Below are 22,133 nucleotides of genomic sequence, written 5' to 3' on the forward strand. Positions count from 1 at the left end.
GGGGATGAACGCACTGCTCCCTCCCCTGCTTGCAGGGGAGGGCTGGGGAGGGGTTACGCTTTTTCGAGCGCGCGCTTCAGCGCCTTCAACCGCATCGTGATCTCTTCCGCATCGATCACGCCATACCCAAACACCACCGCCGGCGCCGCCAACGGCGCCATCGCATATTCGGCGATCGACTGCGCGCCGGGCGTGTGCTCGCGCATCAACTGGAAGAACCGATGCGCGTTGTCCGGATCGCGTAACCGCGCCGCCGTATGCATGCCGGCCTCCGAAGGAATCGGATCGAGCCACTTGTCCATCGACTCCAATCCCGCGAACAACGCCGCACGCCGCTCCGCATAAATCCCGCGCATCTTCCGCACGTGCCTCGCCATGTGCCCATCGCGAATGAACTGCGCCAGCACCGTCTGCGTGATCGCATCGCTGTGCGAATCCACGCACGTTTTCACCTGCGCGAGCGGCGCACGCGCCCACGGCGGCGCGACGATGAAGCCTTTGCGCAGCGCCGGGAACAAACTCTTCGAAAACGTGCCGACGTAGAACACGATCCCGTCGCGATCCAGTGTCTGCAACGCATCCAGCGGCCGACCCCCGAACCGAAACTCGCCGTCGTAGTCGTCTTCGATGATCACCGCGTTGCGTGACCGCGCGTAATCCAGCAACGCCATCCGCCGCCGCAACGACAGCGCCGCCCCCGTCGGCGATTGATGCGACGGCGTGACCATCACGATGTCGACATCGTTGTCGCCCAGGCATTCGACGCAAAGCCCTTCATCATCGACACGCATCGGCACCAACTCCGCGCCGACCGCCGCGAATGCCGCACGCAGCGACGGATAACCCGGATTCTCCACGGCCACGCGCGTCTTGCCGGGCGTGACCAACAAGCGCGCCAACAGGTCGAACGCCTGCTGCGCCCCCGACGTCACGATCACGTCGTCCGCCGTGCAAGCCACCGCACGCGCGAACGCCACGTGCTGCGCGATCGCCGTGCGCAGCACCGGCAAGCCTTCGGACGGCGCATACCGAAACGGTTGCTTGGCGAACGCCTGCAGCGCCTGCGCCGTCAACCGCCGCCACAATGCATGTGGGAAATGCCGGTGATCGCCGACACCCAACCTAAAGCTGCACTCCGGCAATTCGCGCGCCGCCATCTGTGGCATGAAGGGCGTGCGCCAGAACGGCGCTAGCCGTGCATCTTCGACAGGCACCGGCGCATCGGGCTTGCGCATCGCGCGGCCGCGCACATCGGCGACCACCGCCTTCGCGCCACGCCGCGGCATCACATAACCCTCGGCGACCAACAAGTCGTACGCACCGACCACCGTGTTACGCGCGATGCCGAGCTCAGCCGAAAGCGTGCGCGACGAGGGCAGGGCCGCTCCGGCCGCCAGGCGCCCGTCGAGGATCGCCGCCCGCAACTGCTGGTGGAGCGAACCGGCGAGATGACCGGCCGACCCCGTCAAATCGGGGGCGAAGGGGAGAACTGGTTCCATGAACTCTCTCCGAACTGGCCCGGACGCTGGGCCAGATTAGCGCGACCCTGCATCCATGGACACCCCATCGGAGGACCCGATGCTCGACCTCTACTACGCCAAGTCGCCCAACGGCATGAAGCTCGTGTTGTTCATGGAAGAACTCGCCGAACTCGGCGGACAGATGCCCGCGCATCGCTTCCATCTCGTGCGCCTCTCGCGCGGCGAACAACACAAACCCGACTTCCTCGCGATCTCCCCGAACAACAAGATCCCCGCGATCGTCGACAACGCCCCCGCCGACGGCGGCGCACCGCTGCCGATCTTCGAATCGGCCGTGATCCTGGAATACCTCGCCGACAAGACCGGCGCCTTCCTCGCACGCGACCAACGCACACGCATCGAAACGATGCAGTGGGTCGTGTGGCAAGTCGCCGGCCTGGGCCCGATGGCCGGCCAATCCGGCTGGTTCCGCACGCACGCACACCAACGCGATGCGTTTGCGATGGAGCGCTACACGAAGGAAACCGCGCGCCTGTACGGCGTCCTCGACCGACGCCTCAATGGCCGCGAATTCATCGCCGGCAACGCGTATTCGATCGCCGACATCGCCTGCTACCCGTGGATCGTCTCGCACAAGGGCCACGGACAAAACCTCGACGACTTCCCCAACGTCAAACGCTGGTTCGAAGCCCTGAGCGCACGCCCCGCGACGCACCGCGCCTTCGCCGATTACGTCGACGTCTACGCCAATCCCAAGTTCTCGCTGATCGACGAGGCCCTCGCATGAGCACCGCCTGGATCTGCACCACCTGCGCCACGCAGTACGCACCGAGCGACACCCCGCCCACGCATTGCCCCGTGTGCGAAGACGACCGCCAGTACGTCGCGTGGGAAGGCCAGCAGTGGACGACGCTCGAAACCCTGCAACGCGAACGCACGCTCCGCATCGGAGACGACGACGGCCTGCTCGGCATCGACATGCCCGGCTACGCCATCCCGCAACGCGCACTGCACCTGCGCACCGACGGCGGCAACATCCTGTGGGAGTCGTTGGGCCTGGTCACCGATGAAGCGGTGAACGCACTGAAGGCGAACGGCGGCGTGGACTGCATCGTCATCTCGCACCCGCACTTCTACTCGTCGATGGTCGAATGGAGCGAAGCCCTCGGCGGCGTCGGCATCCTGCTGCACGCAGCGGATCGCGAATGGGTGCGCCGCCCGTCGAACGCGATCCAATTCTGGAAAGGCGACACGCTCGCGTTGTCGAACGACGTCACCCTGATCAACGTCGCTGCCCACTTCCCCGGCAGCACCGCGTTGCATTGGAAGAACGGCCCGCGCGGCGAAACCCTGTTCCCCGGCGACAGCCCGCACGTCACGCAGGACCGCAAACAAGTCAGCTTCATGCACAGCGTGCCGAACTTCACCCCGATGAAACCTTCTTCCGTCCGACGCATGCGCGCGCTGCTCGCGCCCTACGACTACAAAGACGTCTATGGCTTCTCCCGCGGCCGCAACATCCTCGGCAACGGACGCGAAGCGGTGGAAGCCTCGTTCGACCGCTTCTTCCAACTGGTGGCGGCATGAACGCCTTCCTCCATGACGCCCTCCGCGGCGCGCTCCCCTCGCGCGCCGTCGCGACCGCCGACCTCCCCTGGGTGCCCGCAACCGAACCCGGCAAATGGGCGAAGCCCCTGCAATTCCTGGGCGACCGCGGCTTCGTCGAACTCCTGCGCATGTCCCCCGGCACCGTGATGCCGCTGCACCGCCACACCGGCGAAGTGCACGTCCACCAACTCACCGGCCACCGGCAACTATGCAGCGGCGAAATCCTCGGCCCCGGCGACTACGTGCACGAACCGGCGGGCAACGTCGACTGGTGGAAAGTCGTCGGCGACGACGACATGGTCGCGTTCGTCGTCGTCACCGGCGAAGTCGAATTCATCGGCCCCGGCGGCGAAGTGCGTGCAGTCGCGAACGCCTGCACGCAACGCGCCGAGTACATCCGCTACTGCGAAGAACAGGGCATCCGCCCCCGCGACCTCGACGCCTAGTCTCCCTCCCCTGCAAAAGCAGGGGAGGGCCGGGGAGGGGTGCCCTTGGCGCGCCACATTGCATACTCGTCGCATGCCAAATCCCCTCATCGCCCGCGACCGCTGGACCACCGACGACTTCGCGTCGCTCTCCTGGCACGACACGACGATTCACGCCTTCAAGCTCGTCGACCAGAACCCCGAACTCGGCACCTCGGACCTCGAACTCGACATCGACGTCCTGCTCGAATGGCGCAAGCGCGACGACGGCACGTTCGACTTCGTGGTCGCTCCTGCGACCCTGCGCTTCCACCAAGTCTTCGGCCTGCGCTTCTCGATCGATTTCGTGGCCGTCTCCGGCGCAGTCACGGGCTTCCAGATCGAAGGCATCGAACGAGCACGCGTCCCCGATGCCCCGGCGAGTGACGAGTCCTCGCACTGGCGGCTGCCGATCATCTGGCCGAGCGGCGTCCTCGAGTTTCAATCGCCCGGGTTCACCCAGTGGCTGACCGGGGCACCCGTGGTGAGCCAAAGCCAATCCCTGCCGCGGTAGTGGAGTACGCTCTCCCCACGACCCTGGGGAGGGGACCGATGCGCACCTTCGCACTCGTCTTGTCGTTGAGCCTACTCACCGCCTGCGCGTCGCAACCCGACGCCCCCGCGCCCGACACCCCCACCGCAGCCGAAGCCCGCGACGACAGACTCGACATCGCCGAGCAAATCTTCCGCTCGCTCCTCGGCAAGAACGAAGCCACGGACCTGGCGAACGACAAGCCGGCCGTCCTTTGCCTCGATGGCAAACACTCGCCGAACGACGCCTTCATGGCACGCTTCAAAGACGTCGCCCCGCGCGTGCATCGATGCGCCGACGGCAAGACCGGAATGCTCAAAGGCACCCGCATGCCCGAATTCCAACTACGCAAGACGAACGAACCGGCACTCCAGTTCGTCGTCAGCGACATCGACATCAAATCGCCCACGCACGCCACCGCGAGAGCCGAGTACTACGAAGCCGCCCTGAGCGCAGGCGGCTGGACCTTCGAACTCGACAAGACCGCCGCAGGCTGGGTCGTCACCAGCCGAAAGATGGACTGGATTTCCTGAGGGAACTGCCTCACGCCGGACCCTCTCCCCAACCCCTCTCCAGAGGGGCTAACGCCGTCGCCCCACGAAAACGATCGGCTTCCTGCAAAGCTCGCTTTGCAGCCCCCAATGAACGCGCGGGCGAAAGCCCACGATCGAAGCGACCCGCAAGGTGATGCCCCAGCGTGGTGTGTTTCGAACTTTTTTCCCAAAAAAGTTCGGAACACACCACGTTCGGGCGGCGCGCCAATCGGCCCCAGGCGGGCGGTCCCGAAAGAGGGGAGGCCTTTAACGCCCCCAGCGCTACAATGCGGAATTAGCCAGAACCGTACTGAGCGCGCCCCCATGAGCACCCCCGCCACCGAAGTCGCCACGTCCCCCCAGACCGAAACGAGCCCGCTCCGCTTCGTCACCGCAGCGAGCCTGTTCGACGGCCACGACGCCGCGATCAACATCATGCGGCGCCTCATCCAGGGCCAGGGCGCGGAAGTGATCCACCTCGGCCACAACCGCTCGGTGGAAGACGTAGTCCGCGCAGCCCTCCAGGAAGACGCAGACGCCATCGCGCTCTCCTCCTACCAAGGCGGCCACGTCGAATACTTCAAGTACATGGTGGACATGCTCCGCGAACGCGGCGCGAGCCACATCCGCGTCTTCGGCGGCGGCGGCGGCACGATCACCCCCGAAGAAATCCGCGAACTGCAGGACTACGGCGTCGAGCGCATCTACCACCCCAACGACGGCATGCACATGGGCCTGGTGGCGATGATCGAAGACGTCGTGCGCCGCGCGCGCGCTGCGCGCGGGGAATTGGGAACAGGGAATGGGGAATGGTCAGTCGGTCCCGCGATCGATGACGAGATCTCCATCGGCCGCGTGCTGAGCGCGCTCGAAGACCAGGAGTTCACCGAATCCGAACTGGTGAAGCTGCGCAAACAGTGGTCGCAGAGCGCCCATTCCCCATTCCCTATTCCCCATTCCCCTTCCACCCCCGTCATCGGCATCACCGGCACCGGCGGTGCCGGCAAATCCTCGGTGACCGACGAACTCCTCAACCGCTTCCTCGCCTCCTTCCCCGAAATGCGCATCGCCGTGATCTCGGTGGATCCCACGCGCCGCCGCACCGGTGGCGCGCTGCTGGGCGACCGCATCCGCATGAACTCGCTGCGCAGCAAGCGCGTCTTCATGCGCTCGATGGCCACCCGCCGCCAACACATGGCGACGAACGTCGTGCTGAAGGACTGCATCGCCTTCCTCAAGTCCCTCGGCTACGACATGGTGATCGTCGAAACCGCGGGCATCGGCCAGAGCGATTCGGAGATCGTCGACCTCGTCGACTTCCCGATGTACGTCATGACCAGCGACTTCGGCGCACCGAGCCAGCTGGAAAAGATCGACATGCTCGACTACGCCGAGCTGATCGTGCTCAACAAGTTCGACAAGCGCGGCGCCGAAGACGCACTTCGCGACGTACGCAAACAATGGAAGCGCAACCGCGTCGCTTTCACGACGAAAGACGAAGACCTCCCCGTCTACCCGACCATCGCCAGCCAGTTCAACGACCCCGGCATCAGCTGGATGTTCGCGAACCTCACGCGCCTGCTGCGCGAAAAGCTGGGCCTGCCGGACGACAAGTGGACCCCGCACATCGACACCACGCTGAAGGAACCGCGCGCCACCGTGCTGATCCCCGGCGCCCGCGTGCGTTACCTGGCCGAAATCGCCGAACAGGGCAGGGGCATCAACAGCCGCATCGAATCGCAGAGCGAAATCGCGGATCGCGCGCAGGCGTACTGGCAATCGCTGCATGCGCTTGAAGACAAAGCGTTGCCGAACGCCTTGGACCTCTTCGCGACCGACGCTCTTCTCCCTCTCCCTCCGGGAGAGGGCCGGGGTGAGGGTCCGCACGGAGTCGACGCCTCCATGCTGACGCTCCGCCAGCGCTACCAAGACGCCATCCAGTCCCTCGACAGCGACGCGCTGAAACTCCTGCGCACTTGGCCCGCCCGCCTGAAGTCCATCACCGACGACTTCAACGAATACAAAGTCCGCGACAAGGTGATCCGCGTCGACAACTACCGCGAATCCCTCTCGCACCAGAAGATCCCGAAGATCGCCGCCCCCACCTACAAGAGCTGGGGCGAACTCCTCACCTTCCTGCAGAAAGAAAACCTGCCGGGCGACTACCCCTACACCGGCGGCGTGTACCCCTACCGCCGCACGGGCGAAGACCCGATCCGCATGTTCGCCGGCGAAGGCACGCCCGAACGCACCAATCGCCGATTCCATTACCTCAGCGTCGGCCAGCCCGCCGCGCGCCTGTCCACCGCGTTCGACTCGGTCACGCTGTACGGCGAAGACCCCGCCGTGCGCCCGGACATCTACGGCAAGATCGGCAACTCCGGCGTCAACATCGCCACGCTCGACGACATGAAGAAGCTGTACTCCGGCTTCGACCTGTGCGCGCCGACGACCTCCGTCTCGATGACGATCAACGGCCCCGCGCCGATCATCCTCGCGATGTTCATGAACACCGCGATCGACCAGCAAGTCGAGAAGTACCTGCGCGAAGAACAAACGCGCTGGGACGAAGCGCACGACCGCATCGAGAAAATGTTCGAAGGCCGCAAGCGCCCCGAATACAGCGGCATGCTGCCCGAGACGAACGACGGCCTGGGCCTCGGCCTGCTGGGCGTGACCGGCGACCAGGTGATCGACGCCGACACCTACGCACGCATCAAGGAACACACCCTCAAGACCGTGCGCGGCACCGTGCAGGCCGACATCCTGAAAGAAGACCAGGCGCAGAACACCTGCATCTTCAGCACCGAGTTCGCCCTGCGCATGATGGGCGACATCCAGCAGTACTTCGTCGACAAGCAAGTCCGCAACTTCTACTCGGTGTCGATCTCCGGTTACCACATCGCCGAAGCCGGCGCGAACCCGATCTCCCAGCTCGCCTTCACCCTGAGCAACGGCTTCACGATCGTCGAGTACTACCTGGCCCGCGGCATGAAGATCGACGACTTCGCGCCCAACCTGTCGTTCTTCTTCAGCAACGGCATGGACCCCGAATACACCGTGATCGGCCGCGTCGCCCGCCGCATCTGGGCGAGAGCGATGCGCGAACGCTACGGCGCCGGCCCGCGCAGCCAGATGATGAAGTACCACATCCAGACGAGCGGCCGCTCACTGCACGCGCAGGAGATCCAGTTCAACGACATCCGCACCACGCTGCAGGCGCTGTACGCGTTGTTCGACAACTGCAACAGCCTGCACACGAACGCCTACGACGAAGCGATCACCACGCCGACCGAAGAAAGCGTGCGTCGCGCCGTGGCGATCCAGATGATCATCAACAAGGAACTGGGCCTCAACTTCAACGAGAACCCCTGGCAGGGCAGCTTCATCGTCGACAAGCTGACCGACATCGTGGAAGAAGCGGTCTACAAGGAATTTGAAGCGATCAGTGAGCGCGGTGGTGTGCTGGGTGCGATGGACACGATGTACCAGCGCGGGAAGATCCAGGAAGAGTCGTTGTATTACGAGCACAAGAAGCATGATGGTTCGCTGCCTCTCATCGGCGTCAACACGTTCCTGCCGAAGGATCACGGTGGGGACATCGTCACGGAGATCGAGTTGATTCGGTCTACGGAAGGGGAGAAGGGGCAGCAGATCGAGAATGTCGCCAACTACCAGGCGCTGCGGAATGGCGACACGGGGCTGGGGTTTCTGCAGAAGACTGCGCGGGATCGCCAAAACGTCTTTGCTTCGCTGATGGAGGCGGTGAAGACGCACAGCCTTGGGCAGATCAGCCACGCCTTGTACGACGTTGGTGGCGAATACCGCCGCAACATGTAACGCGCTTCGCTCCCTCCCCTGCGAATGCAGGGGAGGGCTGGGGTGGGGTTGCATCAGCTACGTCGGTAACTCGATCCCGAACTGTTCGAACGCTTCCCGCAAGTAAGGACGTGTGTACTTGATCTCGGGATCAGTGCCCTCGGGGTCTGCGCTGTGGTCGTACTCGCCTTCGTCGAAGGCGACAAAGACATCCCAGGCGAAGGTGCCGTCCGCCAGGTCGAAATCCGACCAGGCGAACAAGCTGTTCATGGCCTTGTCGGCCCAGTAGAAATCCATCCGCCCGGCCAGATACTCACGCGCCACGTGCAATGCAAAGGTGTCGTAGAAGTCGTCGCGCATGAGCGAGAGCTCAACCAACGTCGCGTCGATATCTTCGTCCATCAATGGATTCGGCCGCGGGATGTCGCCTTGAAAGAGCGCCATGAGTTCCGCCACGAAAGCGTGGAGGGCGAGAGCATCGCGGACATCGTGCATCTCAATGCGCCTCAAACCTGTCGGGCGGATCGGCCCGCTCAAGCCGGCATCTTGCGTGCGCCCGGGCTGCCGCGCCACCCTAGGCTGATGCGACAGCCACCTCCCGCGGGAAACCGAATGCCCATCTTACGCATCGCGTTGTTGACCTTGTCGCTGGCGACCGCAGCCTGCTCGCAGTCGAACACGCCCCAGACCGCGGAAGACCCCAGCGCCCACCTCACGATGGAAGACATCTCGCCCACCATCAAGTTCGTCGCACCGAGCACTTGGGCGAATGGCAAGACCTGGCGCTTCACCGAACGCGACAAGCAAGGCAACGTCGTCCGCACGAGCGTCCTGCGCATCACCGACAAGCGCGCGACCTCCTGCATGGCAGGCGAATGGCGGCGACTGGAAGTGATCGAGGGCGATGCCAAATTTCCCGCACCTGCGTGGGGAGAGTTGGGAGGCAAGCCGACGGTCATGCTCTCGCCTGAAGCGTGCGACAACTATTACGTTTACGTCGGTGCCTTCATTGGCGACGCGTTCGAAGGGCATGCCGAGTGGCTGGGCCTGGGGCGCGCGGACGACTTCGGTGCGGTCCGCGGCGAGCCGGTGTCGTCGGCGACCAAGTAATCGGAGAGGCGTGCTCGCAGATTGCGCGCACGCAGAGGCCGGACCATCATGCGGCCATGACCCAGACAGACCCGCGCAAACGCTTCTTCAACGAAGAAGGCGGCATGCTTCCGCCGTTCGTCGACCCCGCATGGCGCGGGTGCCTGATCGATCGCGATCGGTACGCCGCCACGAACATGCCCGAGATGTTCTTCGAGGCGATCCTTGCGGTAGCCGCACCCTCCGAATTGCGCTTCGCGCGCTACACGCCGGACCACCCCGTGGAGACGCTGCCGGCCAACTGGACCGCATTCCGCGACCACGTATTCGTCCGCGAGAATTGGTCGCTGGAATTCGTCATGTTCGACGCTTCGGAGCAATGGGCCATCCTGGCGGACCCGGACGTCACCGTCTTCGGTGCAGCCCCTGAACTAGCCGACCGCATCGACGCGTACTTGGCGAAGAAGGGAACGAGCCTGGTGAAGATGACCGACGATGAATATGGACCGCTCGATCCTGCGACGCAGCCGGGCTCGGGAACGCGGAGCCGAGCGGGATGACGTCGCGCGAGGCCGTGGCCTGCAAGGTCGCGTAGATCAGGTCGGTGATCGCGACCGCGCGCGGCGCGGTATCCGGATTCGACAAAGTGCGCGGCTCGGCGGCCACGTGCGCCGGCGCTTGCGCGACGAAGTACCCCGACCGCGGACGCGCACGCACCAGCCCGCGGGCTTCCAACAGGTAATAGGCTTCGAAAACCGTCGCCGGACTCACGTGGCGGCTGGCGGTGAGCTGGCGCACCGAGGGCAGTCGATCACCCGAGCGCAACGAGCCGTTGGCGATGGACGCGGCGATATCGGCGGCCAGCGCCGCATACAGGGTGATGCCCTCTGATCCGGTCGAATCCGCGCCGTCTGAGTCTGTCGGGGCGCCGGGCGCCTGCCTATCCTTCCGGGCCATGAAAACCCTCGTGATCGTCGCGTTCCTGGCCGTGATCCTCTACAACCTCGGCGCGGGCCTCTATTACATGCTCGTCGACGATTCCAGCAGCAAGCGAACCGTCAACGCCTTGACCAAGCGGATCGCATTGTCCGTCATGTTGATCCTCGGCGTCGTGCTCGCGAGCGCGATGGGGTGGATCGACCTCCATGGCGTCAATCCGGGCTGAGCCAAAAGAAGGCAATCCGAAGTAGCATCTCCCCTGCCCAAGGGGAGGCGCGCATCGCATGTCCAGTCTGAAACCCGTCGCGCATCGGCGAACGGATGCGCTCGCACAAACGCATTGGGCCGCGGTCGAGCGCCTGCTTGCCGAGCATTATCGAAACGCCGGATATACGGTCGATCATTGCGGCACGGGCGCCAACGGTTCGAAGTTCGATGGCGGCATCGACCTGAAGCTGCGTCGCGACGACGCGTACATCGTCGTCCAGTGCAAACACTGGAACGCATTGAAAGTGCCGCACAACGACGTGCACCAGTTACTCGGGATCATGGTCAATGAAGGCGCCACGGGCGCCATCCTGGTCACGAGCGGCGAGTTCTCGCGCGCTGCGATCGAAGCGGCAACGCGGCATGGCCATGTACAGCTCATCGACGGCGACGACCTGCGCGAGATGCTCGGGCCACTGCCTGGCCCGCCGGCATCGGTGGATTCCGGATCGAACTCGCGATTGACGTACGTCGTGCTCACCCTCTTTGCACTCGCGACGCTCGCAATGGTGTCCTTCATGGTGCTGGCGCAGTTCCACCGGTTGGTGGACCGCGCCGCGCAGCCGCTGCCGACGGGTGAACCGATCATGCTTCAGCCGCAAGTCGTACCGAATGCGGGCGACGGCGACGTATTGGACACGTCGCCGATCCCGATGGAGCAGCCCGACCATCTGGAGCCAACGCCGGAGGAAATCCGCGAGTCGCAACGAAAGGCCGACGAAGCGATCACGGTCATCAAGGCCACTCCCGAGATTTAGCCAGGTGAGTAGCCTGCTGTGCGTTGCCGATGACCGATCCACTTCATCGTTGGCCACTTCCCGCGCGCAACCCTCGAACGGACGAACGCCCGATAGTGAATGTCATCCAGAGGCCTGCGCCTGCGGTGGCGAGATCGATTGCAGTAGCAGCAAGCAGCGACGATGTTGTCGCGGCGATTCGTCCCGCCGTCCTGCTTCGCTTGCATGTGTTCGGCGGTCGCTCGACATTGGCTGCGCTGCTTCCGCGTCAGTTGCGGCCAGGCCAACGCAAACGCTCGCTCATCATCTAACCAGATCGGGCAAGCGCAGTAGTGGCAGCGCCCCTTCTGGGCGTTGAATGCGCGGAGGCGATTGTTTTGTATGGATTTGCTCATTGTCGGTTCTCAAGTTGGTCGGAGAATCCGGCTGCCCTGAAAAGGGACGATCCGGAAACCCGACGGCTAGAACCGACCGGGCGAAACACCCGAGGCGAGAGCCTATGGGGCGAGCACGTTATACATCAGGTTGCGGCGCACAATCGACTAACGAGCGAGCGCTTCGCTCCTCGAAAACGATCGGCTTCCTGCAAAGCTTGCTTTGCAGCCCCGAAGGAATGCCCGGGCGAAAGACCACGATCGACGCGACCCGAATGGTGATGCCCCAGCGTTGATAGTTTCAAATTTTCTCCCAAAAAATTTGGAACTATCAACGTTCGGGCGACGCGCCAATAGGTTTAAGGCGCGCTTTACCCCTCCCCCAAAAGGAGAGGGGCTTCAAGCGAACTCGTTCAGCTCTTGAAGAACTCGAGCAGATCCTTGTTGATCACATCCGCATGCGTAGTCGCCATCCCGTGCGGGAATCCCTTGTAAACCTTCAGCGTGCTGTTCTTCAGCAACTTGCTCGAAAGCGGCGCCGAATCGGCGAACGGCACGATCTGATCGTCGTCGCCGTGCATCACCAGCGAAGGAATGCTGATGTTCTTCAGGTCCTCGGTGAAATCCGTTTCCGAGAACGCCTTGATGCACTCGTAGTGCGCGTTGACCGCACCCATCATCCCCTGGCGCCACCAATTCGCGCGGACCGACTCGATGATCGGCGTGCCCGCGCGATTGAACCCATAGAAGGGAATCGGCACGTTCCAGTACAACTCCGCGCGATTGGCCGCCAGGTCCTTGCGGAACCCGTCGAACACCTCGATCGGCGTGCCGCCCGGATTCTTGTCGGACTTGACCATGATCGGCGGCACCGCGCCGAGGATGGCGACCTTGGCGACACGCTCCTTGCCGTGCCTGGCCACGTAATGCACCGCTTCACCGCCGCCGGTGGAATGGCCGACGTGGATGGCGTCGCGCAGATCGAGCTTTTCCGCGAGCGCGGCGACGTCCGCGGCATACGTGTCCATCTCGTGGCCACCGGAGGTTTGCGACGAGCGGCCGTGCCCGCGGCGGTCGTGCGCGATGACGCGGTAACCCTGCATCAGGAAGAACTGCATCTGCGTGTCCCAGTCGTCGCCCGACAGGGGCCAGCCGTGGTGGAAGACGATGGGTTGGCCCTTGCCCCAGTCCTTGTAGAAGATCTGGGTGCCGTCTTGCGTGGTGATGTAGGACATATGCGTTTCCTTGGGGGGAGGTCGCGTGGGGCGACACCGATAACGTAATCCTCCGGGGTGAACGCTGGTAGGCATTGCGCGTGATGCAATGCGTTGCGCGTGGCGCATCAATGAAACGGATGAGTGAAACGCGCCGCGTCAGGCGACGCGCAGGTGTTGATGTGCGCGGATGCGCGCGAGTTTTTCCGGATTGCGTTGCACGTAGACGCGCTGGATGTGTTCGCCGTCGCTGACGAAGGATTGGGCGGACTCCAGTTCGCCGTCGAGGTAACGCAGCACGCCGATGGTGCCGTTGATCTCCACCAGTTCGATGCGCAGATGGTTTTCTTCGCGGCGCAAGGTGGGCGCGAACAGGAGTTGCGCGATGCGCTCGCCGCCGACCATCGGCTTCGGGAAACTGTTGACGAAGCCGCCGCCGTCGCCGACCAGCACCGCCGATTCGGACATCATCGATTTCAGGCCGGTGAAGTCGCCACGCGCGAGGGCGTCGGCGAAGCGACGCATCAGGCTCTGGTGCGCTTGTTCGGTCACGAGATAACGCGTGCGGTCTTCGGCCAGTTGCCGCTTCGCGCGATGGACGATCTGCCGCGTGGCGGCTTCGGTCTTGCCCAGCGTCTTCGCGATGTCCGCGTAATCGGCTTCGAAGACTTCATGCAGCAGGAACGCGGCGCGCGCGTCGGGTGCGAGGCGTTCGAGCACCGTGAGGAATGCGATCGACAGGTCGTTGGAGATCTCGTTGACCTGTTCCGGCGTTGCAGGGCCGTCGGTGAGGACGGGTTCGGGCAGCCAGATGCCGACGTATTGTTCGCGTTGCGCGTGCGCCGAGCGCAGGCGATCGATCGCGCGGCGCGTCGTGGTCGCGATCAGCCAGGCTTCGGGGTTGTCGATCGCGGTCTTGTCCGCCTCGTGCCAGCGGAGCCAGACGTCCTGCACCACATCCTCGGCTTCGGCGGAGGAACCCAGCATGCGATAGGCCGCGCCGATCAGGCGCGGCCGTAGCGATCCGAAGAGGTCGGTGGCGTCTTCCATATCGATTCGACGATTTGGAAAGACGCATTGTGACATCCACTGCGCCCGCGGGGCGCGCCGGTCACTCCACCGGAATGAGTGCCGGCTTGTCGATGTCCTTCACCAGGGTCACGACGAACTTCGCGGGCTTGTTTTGGCTGGCGTTGCGCCCGACGGTGTGGATGTCGTTCGTGCCTTCGTGGAAGGTCTGGCCGGGGCCGAGCGGAACCTCGGGCTTGCCTTCCACGCCCAGCACGATGTTGCCTTCGAGCACGTAGACGAAGGCGTGGGCATCGTGGCGGTGCTTATGTTCGACGGCGCCCGGCGGATACTCCACGAGCAGCATCAACGCTTCCTTGCCGGGGAATTCGGGCAACGGCTGAGTCATCAGCGGCGTGACCTTGGGCTCGGGCGGCGGCGTGTTGCCGGCCGATTGCGAAGCGCTCACAAAGCCGATCGCCAACCCGGCGACCAGCAGCAGGGAGACGAGGGTGCGAGTAGGCATGGCGACTCCTCCGATCAGGACAGGTTGGCGCGCGTCAAACCGTAGGCCTTGTCCATCGAGCCGGGCACCGACGCGAAGCCGACGCTGACGCGATTCCAGGCATTGATGGCCATGACGCAGAACGTGAGGTCGGACAACTCTTTCTCCGACAACTCTTCGCGCACCGCGTTGAACGTCGCCTGCGGCACGCCGTGCGGTGGCAGCGTGGTGAGTGCTTCAGTCCATTCCAGCGCCGCGCGCTCGCGCGGGGAGAACAGCGTGGATTCGCGCCACACCGCGATGTGGTACAGCCGCAGCGGCCGCTCGCCGTGGATCGTGGCTTCCTTGCTGTGCATGTCGACGCAGAACGCGCAGCCGTTGATCTGCGAGGCGCGGATATTGATGAGGTCGATGATCGTCGTTTCGATCGTGCCCTTGTGGGTGAGCAGGCTGAACTCGACGAACTTCTTGACCAGTTCGGGCGAGGTGGCGTTGTAATCGATGCGCTGGGTCATGGGAGCAAGTTCCGTGGGGCGAATGTTGAGACGCAATCTAGGCTCGCTGCCGCGCCTGCGGTAGCCGTTCGTCCGGACACGGGCTGTTGCGCACGGCGCACCAATCGCCTGTCACAGGCGCGTGCGCCCAATCGTCTTCAAGGCATGGACCAGCCTCCCTCGGCGCGCGTGTGGTCGGAATTCCTGACCTTGCTCGCGCAACTGCCGCCGACCACGCGCGTGGTGTTCCTGCTGCACGCGGTGTTCGATGCGAGCGATACGGAAGTCGAACGCCTGACCGGCGTGCAGAAGGACGCGTGCGAACAGCACCTGGCGGAGGCGCGACGCATCGTGCGTGCATTCGTGCGCGCGGAAACCGATCCGAAGGACCAGCCTCAAGAAGGTAAGACCACATGAGCCCCTTGTTGCAGTCGCGCGACCCCGCGCACGACCTCCTCACCCACAGTCTGTCCACGAGTTACGCCGGCGTCGTGGCCTTCCTCGCGGTGGCCACCGAAGGCAGCTTCGCGCGCGCAGCCGACCGGCTCGGCATCGGCCGCTCGGCAGTGAGCCGCAGCGTGCAGAAACTGGAAGGACAGCTGGGCGCGCGCTTGTTCTCGCGTACCACGCGTTCGACGTCGCTGACCGCGGAAGGCGAGCGCTTCTACGACGGCTGCCGGCCCGGCGTCGAACGCATCCTGCTGGCGATGGAAGAAATGCGCGAACTGCGCGAGGGCGCGCCGCGCGGGCAACTACGTGTGTCGGCAACTTGCGGCTTCGGTCGCAAGGTCGTCGCGCCGTTGCTGTCGCGGTTTCGCGCGCTGTATCCGGAGGTCGAGGTGGAACTCGTGCTGGATGAGCGGCCGTTCGATCTGGTGAACGATCGCATCGACGTCGCGTTTCGCGAAGGCTCGCTCGAAGACAGCCAGGTCATCGCCAAGCAACTGATTCCGATGCAGATGGTGGTGTGCGCGTCGTCGGAGTACGCCGCGCGCCACGGCTTGCCCGAGTCGATCGACGATCTCGCGCAACATCCCTGCATCAACCAGCGCGCGGCCAGCGGTCGGCTGCAGCCGTGGTGGTTCAAGGCCGATGGCAAGTCGACGTCGGCGACGCCGCACGGTGGACTCACCTTCAACGACGCCGAGCTCACGCTGGAGGCTGTGTTGCGCGGGGACGGCCTTGCGCAGTTGCCGGCCTACCAGGCGTGCGATGCCCTGCACGACGGTCGATTGGTGAGCTGCATGCGCCAGTACGCGCCCGACGACCGCGGCCATTACCTCTGCTACCTCAGCCGCGAACAGTTGCCCAAGCGCGTGCGCGCGTTCATCGATTTCATGACGACGGAGATCCGCCGGATCGACCTCGACACCATGCCGCGCGATTGGTGCGCGGAAAGCAACACGCTGGCGCCGACGGCAGGGCTACTCGCCAGCGCCAACGATTCCTAGCATCGACTTCACGAATCCCAGGAGTGCGCACATGAAGATCCTCGTCATCGGTGGAACCGGCCGCATCGGCAGCAAGGTGGTGCAGCGCCTGCGCGACCAGGGACACGACGTCACCGCCGCGGCGCCGCAGACGGGCGTCGACATCCTCACGGGCGACGGCCTCGATGCTGCGATGCAGGACACCAATGTCGTCGTCGACCTGTCCAATTCCCCGGCATTCGATGAAGCCTCGGCGACGGCGTTCTTCGAGACGGCCGGGAAGAACATCGTGGCCGCGGAGAAGCGCGCAGGAGTCGCGCATCACGTCGCGTTGTCGGTCGTCGGCACCAACACGCGCGCGAATGGCTACTTCCGTGCGAAGGACGCGCAGGAAGCGCTGATCCGCGAATCGGGCATCCCGTACACCATCGTGCACTCCACGCAGTTCTTCGATTTCCTGCCGGGCATCATCCAGTCGGCGACGGAAGGCAACACGGTGCGATTGCCCTCGGCGCTGGTGCAGCCGATCGCGGCGGACGACGTCGCCGATGCGGTGGGGCGCGCGGCATTGCAGACGCCGGCGAATGCGAGCCTCGACATCGCCGGCCCGGAACGTGCACCGCTGTCAGAGCTGGCGCATCGCTTCATGGAACGCGTGAAGGATTCGCGCGACGTGATCGCCGATCCGCACGCGCTGTATTTCGGCGGCGAGGTGTCGGACGCAACGCTCGTGCCTGCGGGGCAGGCGTGGCAGGGCGCGCTCGATTTCGATCGGTGGTTCGCGCAGTCGGACTATGGCCGTAAGCCATCGGCCAACGCATGACCCCGCTCACGCCCCCGTCGACGCAGTTGCTGGACAAGTTCTTCGGCGACGAAGCGCAAGCGCTGTACACCGGTCGCGTCGTCGTGACCGGTGGCGAGGCGGCGCATGGGCGTGCCTCGGGGGTCGTGCGGACCGGTGACGGGACGCTGCTTGCGCAACTGCGCCTGCCGACCGAATTGGGCGGGCCGGGCGGCGGCAGCAATCCCGAAGAACTGCTGGCCGCGGGTTACGCGGCGTGCTTCCACGGCGTCATGAGCTTGCTTGCCACGCGTTGCGGCGTGGTGGTGCACGACGCGAGCGTGGAAGCATCGGTGACATTCGCGCGCGACCCGATCGACGGCCTGTTCCTGTTGTCGGCGGAGTTGCACGCGCATTTGCCGGGTGTCGAACGCGGCCTCGCCGCGGAGCTCGTGCGGCAGGCCGAACGCTTCTGCCCGTACGCCAAGATGTTCCGCCAGGGCATCGAACACATCGTGGTCCTGGCACCTGAAACCTAGGTTGCTGCCATGGCATTGCATTACGAGAAGATCCGCCCCACCAATCGCGTGCTCGCCTGGATCGAGGACCGCATTCCGCTGCTGTCCTTCACCGCCGCGCACACGACCGACTACTACGCACCGAAGAACCTCAACGTCTGGTACTACTTCGGCGTGCTGGCGGGCGTGGTCCTGGTGAACCAGTTGGTGACGGGCATCTTCCTGACGATGCACTACACCCCGTCGGCGGCCGGTGCGTTCGACTCGGTCGAGCACATCATGCGCGACGTGGAGTGGGGCTGGCTGATCCGCTACATGCACTCAACGGGCGCGTCGCTGTTCTTCATCGTGGTTTACCTGCACATGTTCCGCGGGTTGCTGTACGGCTCGTACAAGAAGCCGCGCGAGTTGGTGTGGATACTCGGGATGCTGGTGTACCTGGTGTTGATGGCCGAAGCCTTCGTCGGCTACGTGCTGCCCTGGGGCCAGATGTCGTTCTGGGGTGCGAAGGTGATCATCTCGCTGTTCGGTGCCATTCCCGTCGTGGGCCAGGGCCTGACCGAATGGATCATGGGCGACTACCTGCCGGGCGATGCCACGCTCAACCGGTTCTTCGCGCTGCACGTGATCGCATTGCCGCTGGTGTTGTTGTTGCTGGTCGTGTTGCACGTGCTGGCGTTGCACGAGGTCGGATCGAACAACCCCGACGGCGTGGAAATCGAAGACACGCCCGGGGCGAACGGCAGGCCGCTGGACGGCATCCCGTTCCACCCGTACTACTCGTTCGAGGATCTGCTGGTCACCAGCGTGTTCCTGATCATCGCCGCGTTCGTGGTCTTCTTCGCGCCGACCTTCGGCGGCTGGTTCCTGGAGCACGACAACTTCGTCGAAGCCAACAAGCTGGTCACGCCCGAACACATCAAGCCGGTGTGGTACTTCACCCCGTTCTACGCGATGTTGCGCGTGGTGCCGCACAAGTTGCTCGGCGTGGTCACGATGTTCGCCGCAATCGGCGCGCTGTTCCTGATGCCGTGGCTGGATCGCGGCAAGGTGAAGTCGATCCGGTATCGCGGGCTCGGGTACAAAGTGGCGCTCGGGATGTTCGCGGTTGCGTTCGTGTTGCTCGGCGCGATCGGCGCGGGCGCGGCGACGCCGGCGATCGCGGCCGTGCTGGGGCAGGGCGTCAACGTCGCAGCCGTCGAAAACGGGCTTGGTCGCGTGCTGGTGGCCGCGTATTTCGGCTTCTTCGGTTTCCTTTGGGTGTACACCGCGTTCGGCATCGAGCGGACCAGGCCGGTCCCGACGCGCGTGGGATCGCCGCACACCTGATCGGGAGCTGATGCCATGTTGATCGATCGTTCCTACTCGCTGCCCGAGTTCCTGATGTGGACGCGGCGCAGTATCTACGTGCTGATCGTGGTCGCGACGGTGCCGGTGCTGTTGTACGAAGTGGCGGGGCTGCATTACCTGCAGATTCCCTTCGCCATCGTGTTCCTGCTCGGCACCACGGTGGCCTTGTCGGCCGGGTTCAAGAACCTGCAGACCTACGGGCGCATGCAGGATGCACAGATGCTGTGGGCTTCGATCGCCAGCGCCAGCCGCACCTTCGGCGCGAGTTGCCGCGACCTGGTGCCCGATACGTTCGCGGCCAAGACCCTCATCAACCGGCACATGGCGTGGCTGGCGGCGCTGCGCCACGAACTCCGTAAGCACAAGCCGTGGGAGCAGCACGACAAGGCGAATTTCATCGAATGGAAGAAGTACTACACCGTGCCTGAGCATGCGCAGACGCTGACGTTCGAACTCTCGCGCTTCGTTGCGCCGGAAGAGGCCGCGCTGGTGCTCGAGTCGCGCAATCCGGCATGGCAAGTGCTCGCGATGCAGACTGCGGACGCGAAGCGGATGTTGGACGCCGGCGCGATTCCTGCCAACGCGTTCGCCGAGGTGCAACGTGCGACGCGCGAACTCGGCGAGCTGCAGGGCAAGGTCGAGCGCATCAAGAATTACCCGTATCCGCGGCAGTTCGCGTTCATCCATTCCTTGTTCGTCAAGATCCTGTGCGTGTTGCTGCCCTTCGGGATGATCGGCGAACTTGCGCGCGTCGGCAGCGGTCTCGGCGGCTGGGCCGGTGCGTACATGGTTTGGTTGGCGATTCCGCTGAGCCTGATCATTTCGTGGATGTATGTGTCCCTCGACGAGGTGGGGGCGAGCACCGAGAACCCCTTCGAGGGCGGCGCCAACGACGTGCCGATCACGAAGATTTGCGAGGAGGTCGAATTGGACCTGCGGGAGATGCTGGGGGAAATCCAGTTGCCCGCGCCGTCGCGCCTGGAGAGCGGGATCGCGATGTAACGCAGGCGCGTGCTACAACGGCACCGCCATGCAGACCCCGCACCCTCTCGGCGTAATGGGCCACTCGATTCGCCAGCAGGCGACGGCCGACATCGCCCTGGCGCAGCTGCGGCCGACGATCCCCGAGCACGCCATCCATCGTCACCAGCACGGCGACATGCATCTGGTGTTGGTCCTCGCCGGCCCGTACGCGAGCGATGCGCGCGGCATGCCGGCGGTGTGCGTGGAGCCGGCGCTGATCCTCAATCCGCCGGGCACGGAGCATCGCGATCGCTTCAAATCGCTCGACGGGTTGTTCCTGACGCTGACGATGCCGCTCGATGCGTGGCGACGGTTTTCCGACGGCATCGAAACACCCGAGGGCCCGGTGCGGCTGGATCGCCGCGCGCTCGGTCGCGCGCTGCGCCTGATGCCGGAGTTGTGGCAGTGGGATGCGGCATCGCCGCTGGCGGTCGAGTCGATCGTCGGCGAGCTGCTCATGGATCGACCGGCCGAACGCGCGAGCGAGCGTGCCGATGCGGTGCTCGATCGCGTCGTCGAACGGCTGGATGATGCGCTCGGCGATCCGCCTTCGATTCGCGAACTCGCCGCACTCGTGCACCTGCACCCGGTGTATCTCGCGCGCATGTTCCGGCGGCGGTTCGGGCAGTCGCCGAGCGACTGGATTCGGCAGCGTCGCTTGCATCGTGCGTTGTCGGCGATCGCGCGCGGACGCGCGGTGGCCGATGCGGCCTCCGCGTTGGGGTTCGTCGACCAGAGCCATCTGCACCGGTGTTTCGTCGCCGAGTTCGGCATGACGCCGGGCGCGTTTCGGCGCCTGGCGTTGGGGCGGAGCGAGGTTGCGCGGATACAAGATCGGCTGCTGCGGCGGTGCTAGCCTGCGGTCTTCCTCGAGGGAGATCGTCGATGTCGCGTTGGTGCCTGGTGGCGATGTGCATGGGGTTCCCGTTGGCCGCGCAGGCGCAGGACGCGTTCGCGCCCGCGACAAGCGCAGTGGAAAACGGCGATTTCAAGGCGATCACGAGCGTGCTCGTGGCGCAGGACGGCAAGATCGTCTACGAACACTATTTCGACGAAGGCGGCGCGGAGGCGCGGCGCAATACGCGCTCGGCGACGAAGACCGTCGCGGGCATCCTCGCGGGGCTGGCGATCGAAGACGGCAAGATCAGCGGCAAGGATGCGCGCGTGTTCGACCTGCTGCCGCCCGCGCGTCGCCAGCACATGCAGAATCCCGATCCGCGCAAGGAAGCGATCACCGTCGAAGACCTGCTGACGATGTCGGCGCTGGTCGAATGCGACGACGAGAACCAGTTTTCGCGCGGCAACGAAGAGCGCATGTACCTGGTCGAGGATTGGGTGCAGTTCTGGGCGGACTTGCCGGTGCAGGGTTTCCCCGCCTGGATTTCGAAGCCCAAGGATTCGCCGCATGGGCGCAGCTTCCGTTATTGCACCGCGGGCGTGACGGCGCTGGGCGAAGTGGTACAGACCGCCGTCGGCGAACCCTTGCAGGACTACGCGCAACGGCGTTTGTTCGGACCGCTGGGAATCGAAAAGCCGGAATGGCAGTTCGCGCCGCTGGGCTTGGCGCAGGCCGGCGGTGGGCTCGGGTTCCGCACGCGCGATCTGTGGAAGCTCGGGCAGGTGTATCTCGACGGCGGACGCGCGAACGGCAAGCAGGTCGTCCCGGCGGCATGGGTGCAGGCGTCGTTGTCGGCGCAGGCTGCCGCGCGCGAGGAAGCCGACTACGGTTACCTGTGGTGGCTGATGAAGGTGCCGGTCGGCAAGGAAGTCCGCACGTATCCCGCGATGGCGGGCATGGGCGGCAATACCGTGTTCCTCGTGCCCGACAAGCGCGCGGTCGTCGTGATCACGACGACGAACTACAACGAACGCCAGCCGCACCTGCTCACGTTCAAGCTGTTCACGGAGAAGCTGTTGCCGGCGATGAAGTAGGGCGGTCACATTCGCCGCTGGCGGGCGTCCCTGTC

General features: G+C 64.7%; 25 protein-coding genes and 1 pseudogene. 18 read left to right on the plus strand and 8 right to left on the minus strand.

Going from position 1 to position 22,133, the window contains the following annotated elements:
- Positions 1-53: 53 nt before the first annotated feature.
- Positions 54-1,499 (minus strand): MocR-like pyridoxine biosynthesis transcription factor PdxR, encoded by a 1,446-nt coding sequence (pdxR, locus tag GN331_RS09060; RefSeq protein ID WP_156641646.1) that lies wholly within the window; start codon positions 1,497-1,499, stop codon positions 54-56.
- A 55-nt stretch (positions 1,500-1,554) separates the two neighbouring features.
- Between pdxR and GN331_RS09065 the strand changes: the two genes are divergently transcribed.
- The 6 genes from GN331_RS09065 (at position 1,555) to GN331_RS09090 (ending at position 8,458) form a co-directional block, all read left to right on the plus strand.
- The gene (locus GN331_RS09065) at positions 1,555-2,268 is read left to right on the plus strand and encodes a glutathione binding-like protein (RefSeq protein WP_231734437.1); all 714 of its coding nucleotides are present in this window, start codon (positions 1,555-1,557) and stop codon (positions 2,266-2,268) included.
- Positions 2,265-3,068: an MBL fold metallo-hydrolase gene (locus GN331_RS09070; RefSeq protein WP_156641647.1), complete on the plus strand. Its 804-nt coding sequence runs from the start codon at positions 2,265-2,267 to the stop codon at positions 3,066-3,068. The genes GN331_RS09065 and GN331_RS09070 overlap by 4 nt, the downstream gene beginning before the upstream one ends.
- On the plus strand, positions 3,065-3,535 hold the full coding sequence (locus GN331_RS09075; protein WP_156641648.1) for a cupin domain-containing protein: 471 nt from the start codon (positions 3,065-3,067) through the stop codon (positions 3,533-3,535). Before GN331_RS09070 ends, GN331_RS09075 begins: the two co-directional genes overlap by 4 nt.
- A 73-nt stretch (positions 3,536-3,608) precedes the next feature.
- The gene (locus GN331_RS09080) at positions 3,609-4,067 is read left to right on the plus strand and encodes a hypothetical protein (protein ID WP_156641649.1); all 459 of its coding nucleotides are present in this window, start codon (positions 3,609-3,611) and stop codon (positions 4,065-4,067) included.
- A gap of 38 nt (positions 4,068-4,105) precedes the next feature.
- Positions 4,106-4,618: a hypothetical protein gene (locus GN331_RS09085; RefSeq protein WP_156641650.1), complete on the plus strand. Its 513-nt coding sequence runs from the start codon at positions 4,106-4,108 to the stop codon at positions 4,616-4,618.
- Positions 4,619-4,942: 324 nt separating this feature from the next.
- Entirely contained in the window at positions 4,943-8,458 is a 3,516-nt protein-coding gene (locus GN331_RS09090) for a methylmalonyl-CoA mutase family protein (protein WP_156641651.1), read from the plus strand.
- 57 nt (positions 8,459-8,515) lie between these two features.
- Here GN331_RS09090 and GN331_RS09095 read toward each other — a convergent pair whose 3' ends face one another.
- On the minus strand, positions 8,516-8,974 hold the full coding sequence (locus GN331_RS09095) for a hypothetical protein (protein ID WP_156641652.1): 459 nt from the start codon (positions 8,972-8,974) through the stop codon (positions 8,516-8,518).
- Between the two features lie 75 nt (positions 8,975-9,049).
- Between GN331_RS09095 and GN331_RS09100 the strand changes: the two genes are divergently transcribed.
- Positions 9,050-9,547 carry a hypothetical protein gene (locus tag GN331_RS09100; RefSeq protein ID WP_156641653.1) on the plus strand — a complete coding sequence of 166 codons (498 nt, stop codon included), beginning with the start codon at positions 9,050-9,052 and terminating at the stop codon, positions 9,545-9,547.
- A gap of 56 nt (positions 9,548-9,603) precedes the next feature.
- Positions 9,604-10,086 (plus strand): hypothetical protein, encoded by a 483-nt coding sequence (locus GN331_RS16770; RefSeq protein ID WP_231734472.1) that lies wholly within the window; start codon positions 9,604-9,606, stop codon positions 10,084-10,086.
- A gap of 184 nt (positions 10,087-10,270) precedes the next feature.
- Here the strand turns inward: GN331_RS16770 and GN331_RS16775 are convergent.
- A pseudogene (locus GN331_RS16775) lies at positions 10,271-10,483 on the minus strand (GntR family transcriptional regulator); the annotation flags it as partial.
- Here GN331_RS16775 and GN331_RS09110 point away from each other — a divergent pair.
- Both GN331_RS09110 and GN331_RS09115 read left to right on the plus strand, forming a co-directional pair.
- Positions 10,482-10,691 (plus strand): twin transmembrane helix small protein, encoded by a 210-nt coding sequence (locus tag GN331_RS09110; protein WP_231734438.1) that lies wholly within the window; start codon positions 10,482-10,484, stop codon positions 10,689-10,691. The pseudogene GN331_RS16775 and the gene GN331_RS09110 overlap by 2 nt on opposite strands.
- Before the next feature lie 58 nt (positions 10,692-10,749).
- On the plus strand, positions 10,750-11,490 hold the full coding sequence (locus GN331_RS09115; RefSeq protein WP_156641656.1) for a restriction endonuclease: 741 nt from the start codon (positions 10,750-10,752) through the stop codon (positions 11,488-11,490).
- Here the strand turns inward: GN331_RS09115 and GN331_RS17020 are convergent.
- From GN331_RS17020 to GN331_RS09140, 5 genes are all read right to left on the minus strand, one after another.
- The gene (locus tag GN331_RS17020; protein WP_156641657.1) at positions 11,487-11,864 is read right to left on the minus strand and encodes an HNH endonuclease; all 378 of its coding nucleotides are present in this window, start codon (positions 11,862-11,864) and stop codon (positions 11,487-11,489) included. The two genes, GN331_RS09115 and GN331_RS17020, sit on opposite strands and share 4 nt — an antisense overlap.
- 392 nt (positions 11,865-12,256) lie before the next feature.
- Positions 12,257-13,078 carry an alpha/beta fold hydrolase gene (locus GN331_RS09125; RefSeq protein WP_156641658.1) on the minus strand — a complete coding sequence of 274 codons (822 nt, stop codon included), beginning with the start codon at positions 13,076-13,078 and terminating at the stop codon, positions 12,257-12,259.
- A 138-nt stretch (positions 13,079-13,216) separates the two neighbouring features.
- Positions 13,217-14,107 (minus strand): RNA polymerase sigma-70 factor, encoded by an 891-nt coding sequence (locus tag GN331_RS09130; protein ID WP_156641659.1) that lies wholly within the window; start codon positions 14,105-14,107, stop codon positions 13,217-13,219.
- A 61-nt stretch (positions 14,108-14,168) separates the two neighbouring features.
- Positions 14,169-14,591, minus strand: coding sequence for a cupin domain-containing protein (locus GN331_RS09135; protein ID WP_156641660.1), 423 nt, complete (start codon positions 14,589-14,591; stop codon positions 14,169-14,171).
- Between the two features lie 14 nt (positions 14,592-14,605).
- Positions 14,606-15,085, minus strand: a complete 480-nt coding sequence (locus tag GN331_RS09140) for a carboxymuconolactone decarboxylase family protein (protein ID WP_156641661.1) — start codon at positions 15,083-15,085, stop codon at positions 14,606-14,608.
- 144 nt (positions 15,086-15,229) lie between these two features.
- On the opposite strand from GN331_RS09140, the gene GN331_RS09145 reads away from it, so the two are divergent.
- The 8 genes from GN331_RS09145 to GN331_RS09180 are packed head-to-tail and all read left to right on the plus strand — an operon-like array spanning position 15,230 to position 22,098.
- Positions 15,230-15,481 (plus strand): sigma factor-like helix-turn-helix DNA-binding protein, encoded by a 252-nt coding sequence (locus GN331_RS09145; RefSeq protein WP_156641662.1) that lies wholly within the window; start codon positions 15,230-15,232, stop codon positions 15,479-15,481.
- Complete coding sequence (locus GN331_RS09150) at positions 15,478-16,515, plus strand: LysR family transcriptional regulator (protein WP_156641663.1); 1,038 nt, start codon at positions 15,478-15,480, stop codon at positions 16,513-16,515. The genes GN331_RS09145 and GN331_RS09150 overlap by 4 nt, the downstream gene beginning before the upstream one ends.
- A 31-nt stretch (positions 16,516-16,546) precedes the next feature.
- The gene (locus tag GN331_RS09155) at positions 16,547-17,317 is read left to right on the plus strand and encodes an SDR family oxidoreductase (protein ID WP_156641664.1); all 771 of its coding nucleotides are present in this window, start codon (positions 16,547-16,549) and stop codon (positions 17,315-17,317) included.
- Positions 17,314-17,814 carry an Ohr family peroxiredoxin gene (locus tag GN331_RS09160; RefSeq protein ID WP_156641665.1) on the plus strand — a complete coding sequence of 167 codons (501 nt, stop codon included), beginning with the start codon at positions 17,314-17,316 and terminating at the stop codon, positions 17,812-17,814. The genes GN331_RS09155 and GN331_RS09160 overlap by 4 nt, the downstream gene beginning before the upstream one ends.
- A 9-nt stretch (positions 17,815-17,823) precedes the next feature.
- Entirely contained in the window at positions 17,824-19,122 is a 1,299-nt protein-coding gene (locus GN331_RS09165; protein ID WP_156641666.1) for a cytochrome b, read from the plus strand.
- A gap of 15 nt (positions 19,123-19,137) precedes the next feature.
- Complete coding sequence (locus GN331_RS09170; protein WP_156641667.1) at positions 19,138-20,145, plus strand: bestrophin family protein; 1,008 nt, start codon at positions 19,138-19,140, stop codon at positions 20,143-20,145.
- 55 nt (positions 20,146-20,200) lie between these two features.
- On the plus strand, positions 20,201-21,022 hold the full coding sequence (locus tag GN331_RS09175; RefSeq protein WP_197427064.1) for a helix-turn-helix transcriptional regulator: 822 nt from the start codon (positions 20,201-20,203) through the stop codon (positions 21,020-21,022).
- Positions 21,023-21,051: 29 nt separating this feature from the next.
- The gene (locus GN331_RS09180; RefSeq protein WP_156641669.1) at positions 21,052-22,098 is read left to right on the plus strand and encodes a serine hydrolase domain-containing protein; all 1,047 of its coding nucleotides are present in this window, start codon (positions 21,052-21,054) and stop codon (positions 22,096-22,098) included.
- The last annotated feature ends 35 nt before the right edge of the window (positions 22,099-22,133 follow it).

Source organism: Noviluteimonas gilva, assembly GCF_009740395.1.
Classification (GTDB): domain Bacteria; phylum Pseudomonadota; class Gammaproteobacteria; order Xanthomonadales; family Xanthomonadaceae; genus Noviluteimonas; species Noviluteimonas gilva.

Coding starts and splice junctions, on each gene's coding strand:
- pdxR (WP_156641646.1), bottom strand. CDS start 1,499: ATGGAACCAGTTCTCCCCTTCGCCCCCGATTTGACGGGGTCGGCCGGT.
- GN331_RS09065 (WP_231734437.1), top strand. CDS start 1,555: ATGGACACCCCATCGGAGGACCCGATGCTCGACCTCTACTACGCCAAG.
- GN331_RS09070 (WP_156641647.1), top strand. CDS start 2,265: ATGAGCACCGCCTGGATCTGCACCACCTGCGCCACGCAGTACGCACCG.
- GN331_RS09075 (WP_156641648.1), top strand. CDS start 3,065: ATGAACGCCTTCCTCCATGACGCCCTCCGCGGCGCGCTCCCCTCGCGC.
- GN331_RS09080 (WP_156641649.1), top strand. CDS start 3,609: ATGCCAAATCCCCTCATCGCCCGCGACCGCTGGACCACCGACGACTTC.
- GN331_RS09085 (WP_156641650.1), top strand. CDS start 4,106: ATGCGCACCTTCGCACTCGTCTTGTCGTTGAGCCTACTCACCGCCTGC.
- GN331_RS09090 (WP_156641651.1), top strand. CDS start 4,943: ATGAGCACCCCCGCCACCGAAGTCGCCACGTCCCCCCAGACCGAAACG.
- GN331_RS09100 (WP_156641653.1), top strand. CDS start 9,050: ATGCCCATCTTACGCATCGCGTTGTTGACCTTGTCGCTGGCGACCGCA.
- GN331_RS16770 (WP_231734472.1), top strand. CDS start 9,604: ATGACCCAGACAGACCCGCGCAAACGCTTCTTCAACGAAGAAGGCGGC.
- GN331_RS09110 (WP_231734438.1), top strand. CDS start 10,482: ATGAAAACCCTCGTGATCGTCGCGTTCCTGGCCGTGATCCTCTACAAC.
- GN331_RS09115 (WP_156641656.1), top strand. CDS start 10,750: ATGTCCAGTCTGAAACCCGTCGCGCATCGGCGAACGGATGCGCTCGCA.
- GN331_RS17020 (WP_156641657.1), bottom strand. CDS start 11,864: ATGAGCAAATCCATACAAAACAATCGCCTCCGCGCATTCAACGCCCAG.
- GN331_RS09125 (WP_156641658.1), bottom strand. CDS start 13,078: ATGTCCTACATCACCACGCAAGACGGCACCCAGATCTTCTACAAGGAC.
- GN331_RS09130 (WP_156641659.1), bottom strand. CDS start 14,107: ATGGAAGACGCCACCGACCTCTTCGGATCGCTACGGCCGCGCCTGATC.
- GN331_RS09135 (WP_156641660.1), bottom strand. CDS start 14,591: ATGCCTACTCGCACCCTCGTCTCCCTGCTGCTGGTCGCCGGGTTGGCG.
- GN331_RS09140 (WP_156641661.1), bottom strand. CDS start 15,085: ATGACCCAGCGCATCGATTACAACGCCACCTCGCCCGAACTGGTCAAG.
- GN331_RS09145 (WP_156641662.1), top strand. CDS start 15,230: ATGGACCAGCCTCCCTCGGCGCGCGTGTGGTCGGAATTCCTGACCTTG.
- GN331_RS09150 (WP_156641663.1), top strand. CDS start 15,478: ATGAGCCCCTTGTTGCAGTCGCGCGACCCCGCGCACGACCTCCTCACC.
- GN331_RS09155 (WP_156641664.1), top strand. CDS start 16,547: ATGAAGATCCTCGTCATCGGTGGAACCGGCCGCATCGGCAGCAAGGTG.
- GN331_RS09160 (WP_156641665.1), top strand. CDS start 17,314: ATGACCCCGCTCACGCCCCCGTCGACGCAGTTGCTGGACAAGTTCTTC.
- GN331_RS09165 (WP_156641666.1), top strand. CDS start 17,824: ATGGCATTGCATTACGAGAAGATCCGCCCCACCAATCGCGTGCTCGCC.
- GN331_RS09170 (WP_156641667.1), top strand. CDS start 19,138: ATGTTGATCGATCGTTCCTACTCGCTGCCCGAGTTCCTGATGTGGACG.
- GN331_RS09175 (WP_197427064.1), top strand. CDS start 20,201: ATGGGCCACTCGATTCGCCAGCAGGCGACGGCCGACATCGCCCTGGCG.
- GN331_RS09180 (WP_156641669.1), top strand. CDS start 21,052: ATGTCGCGTTGGTGCCTGGTGGCGATGTGCATGGGGTTCCCGTTGGCC.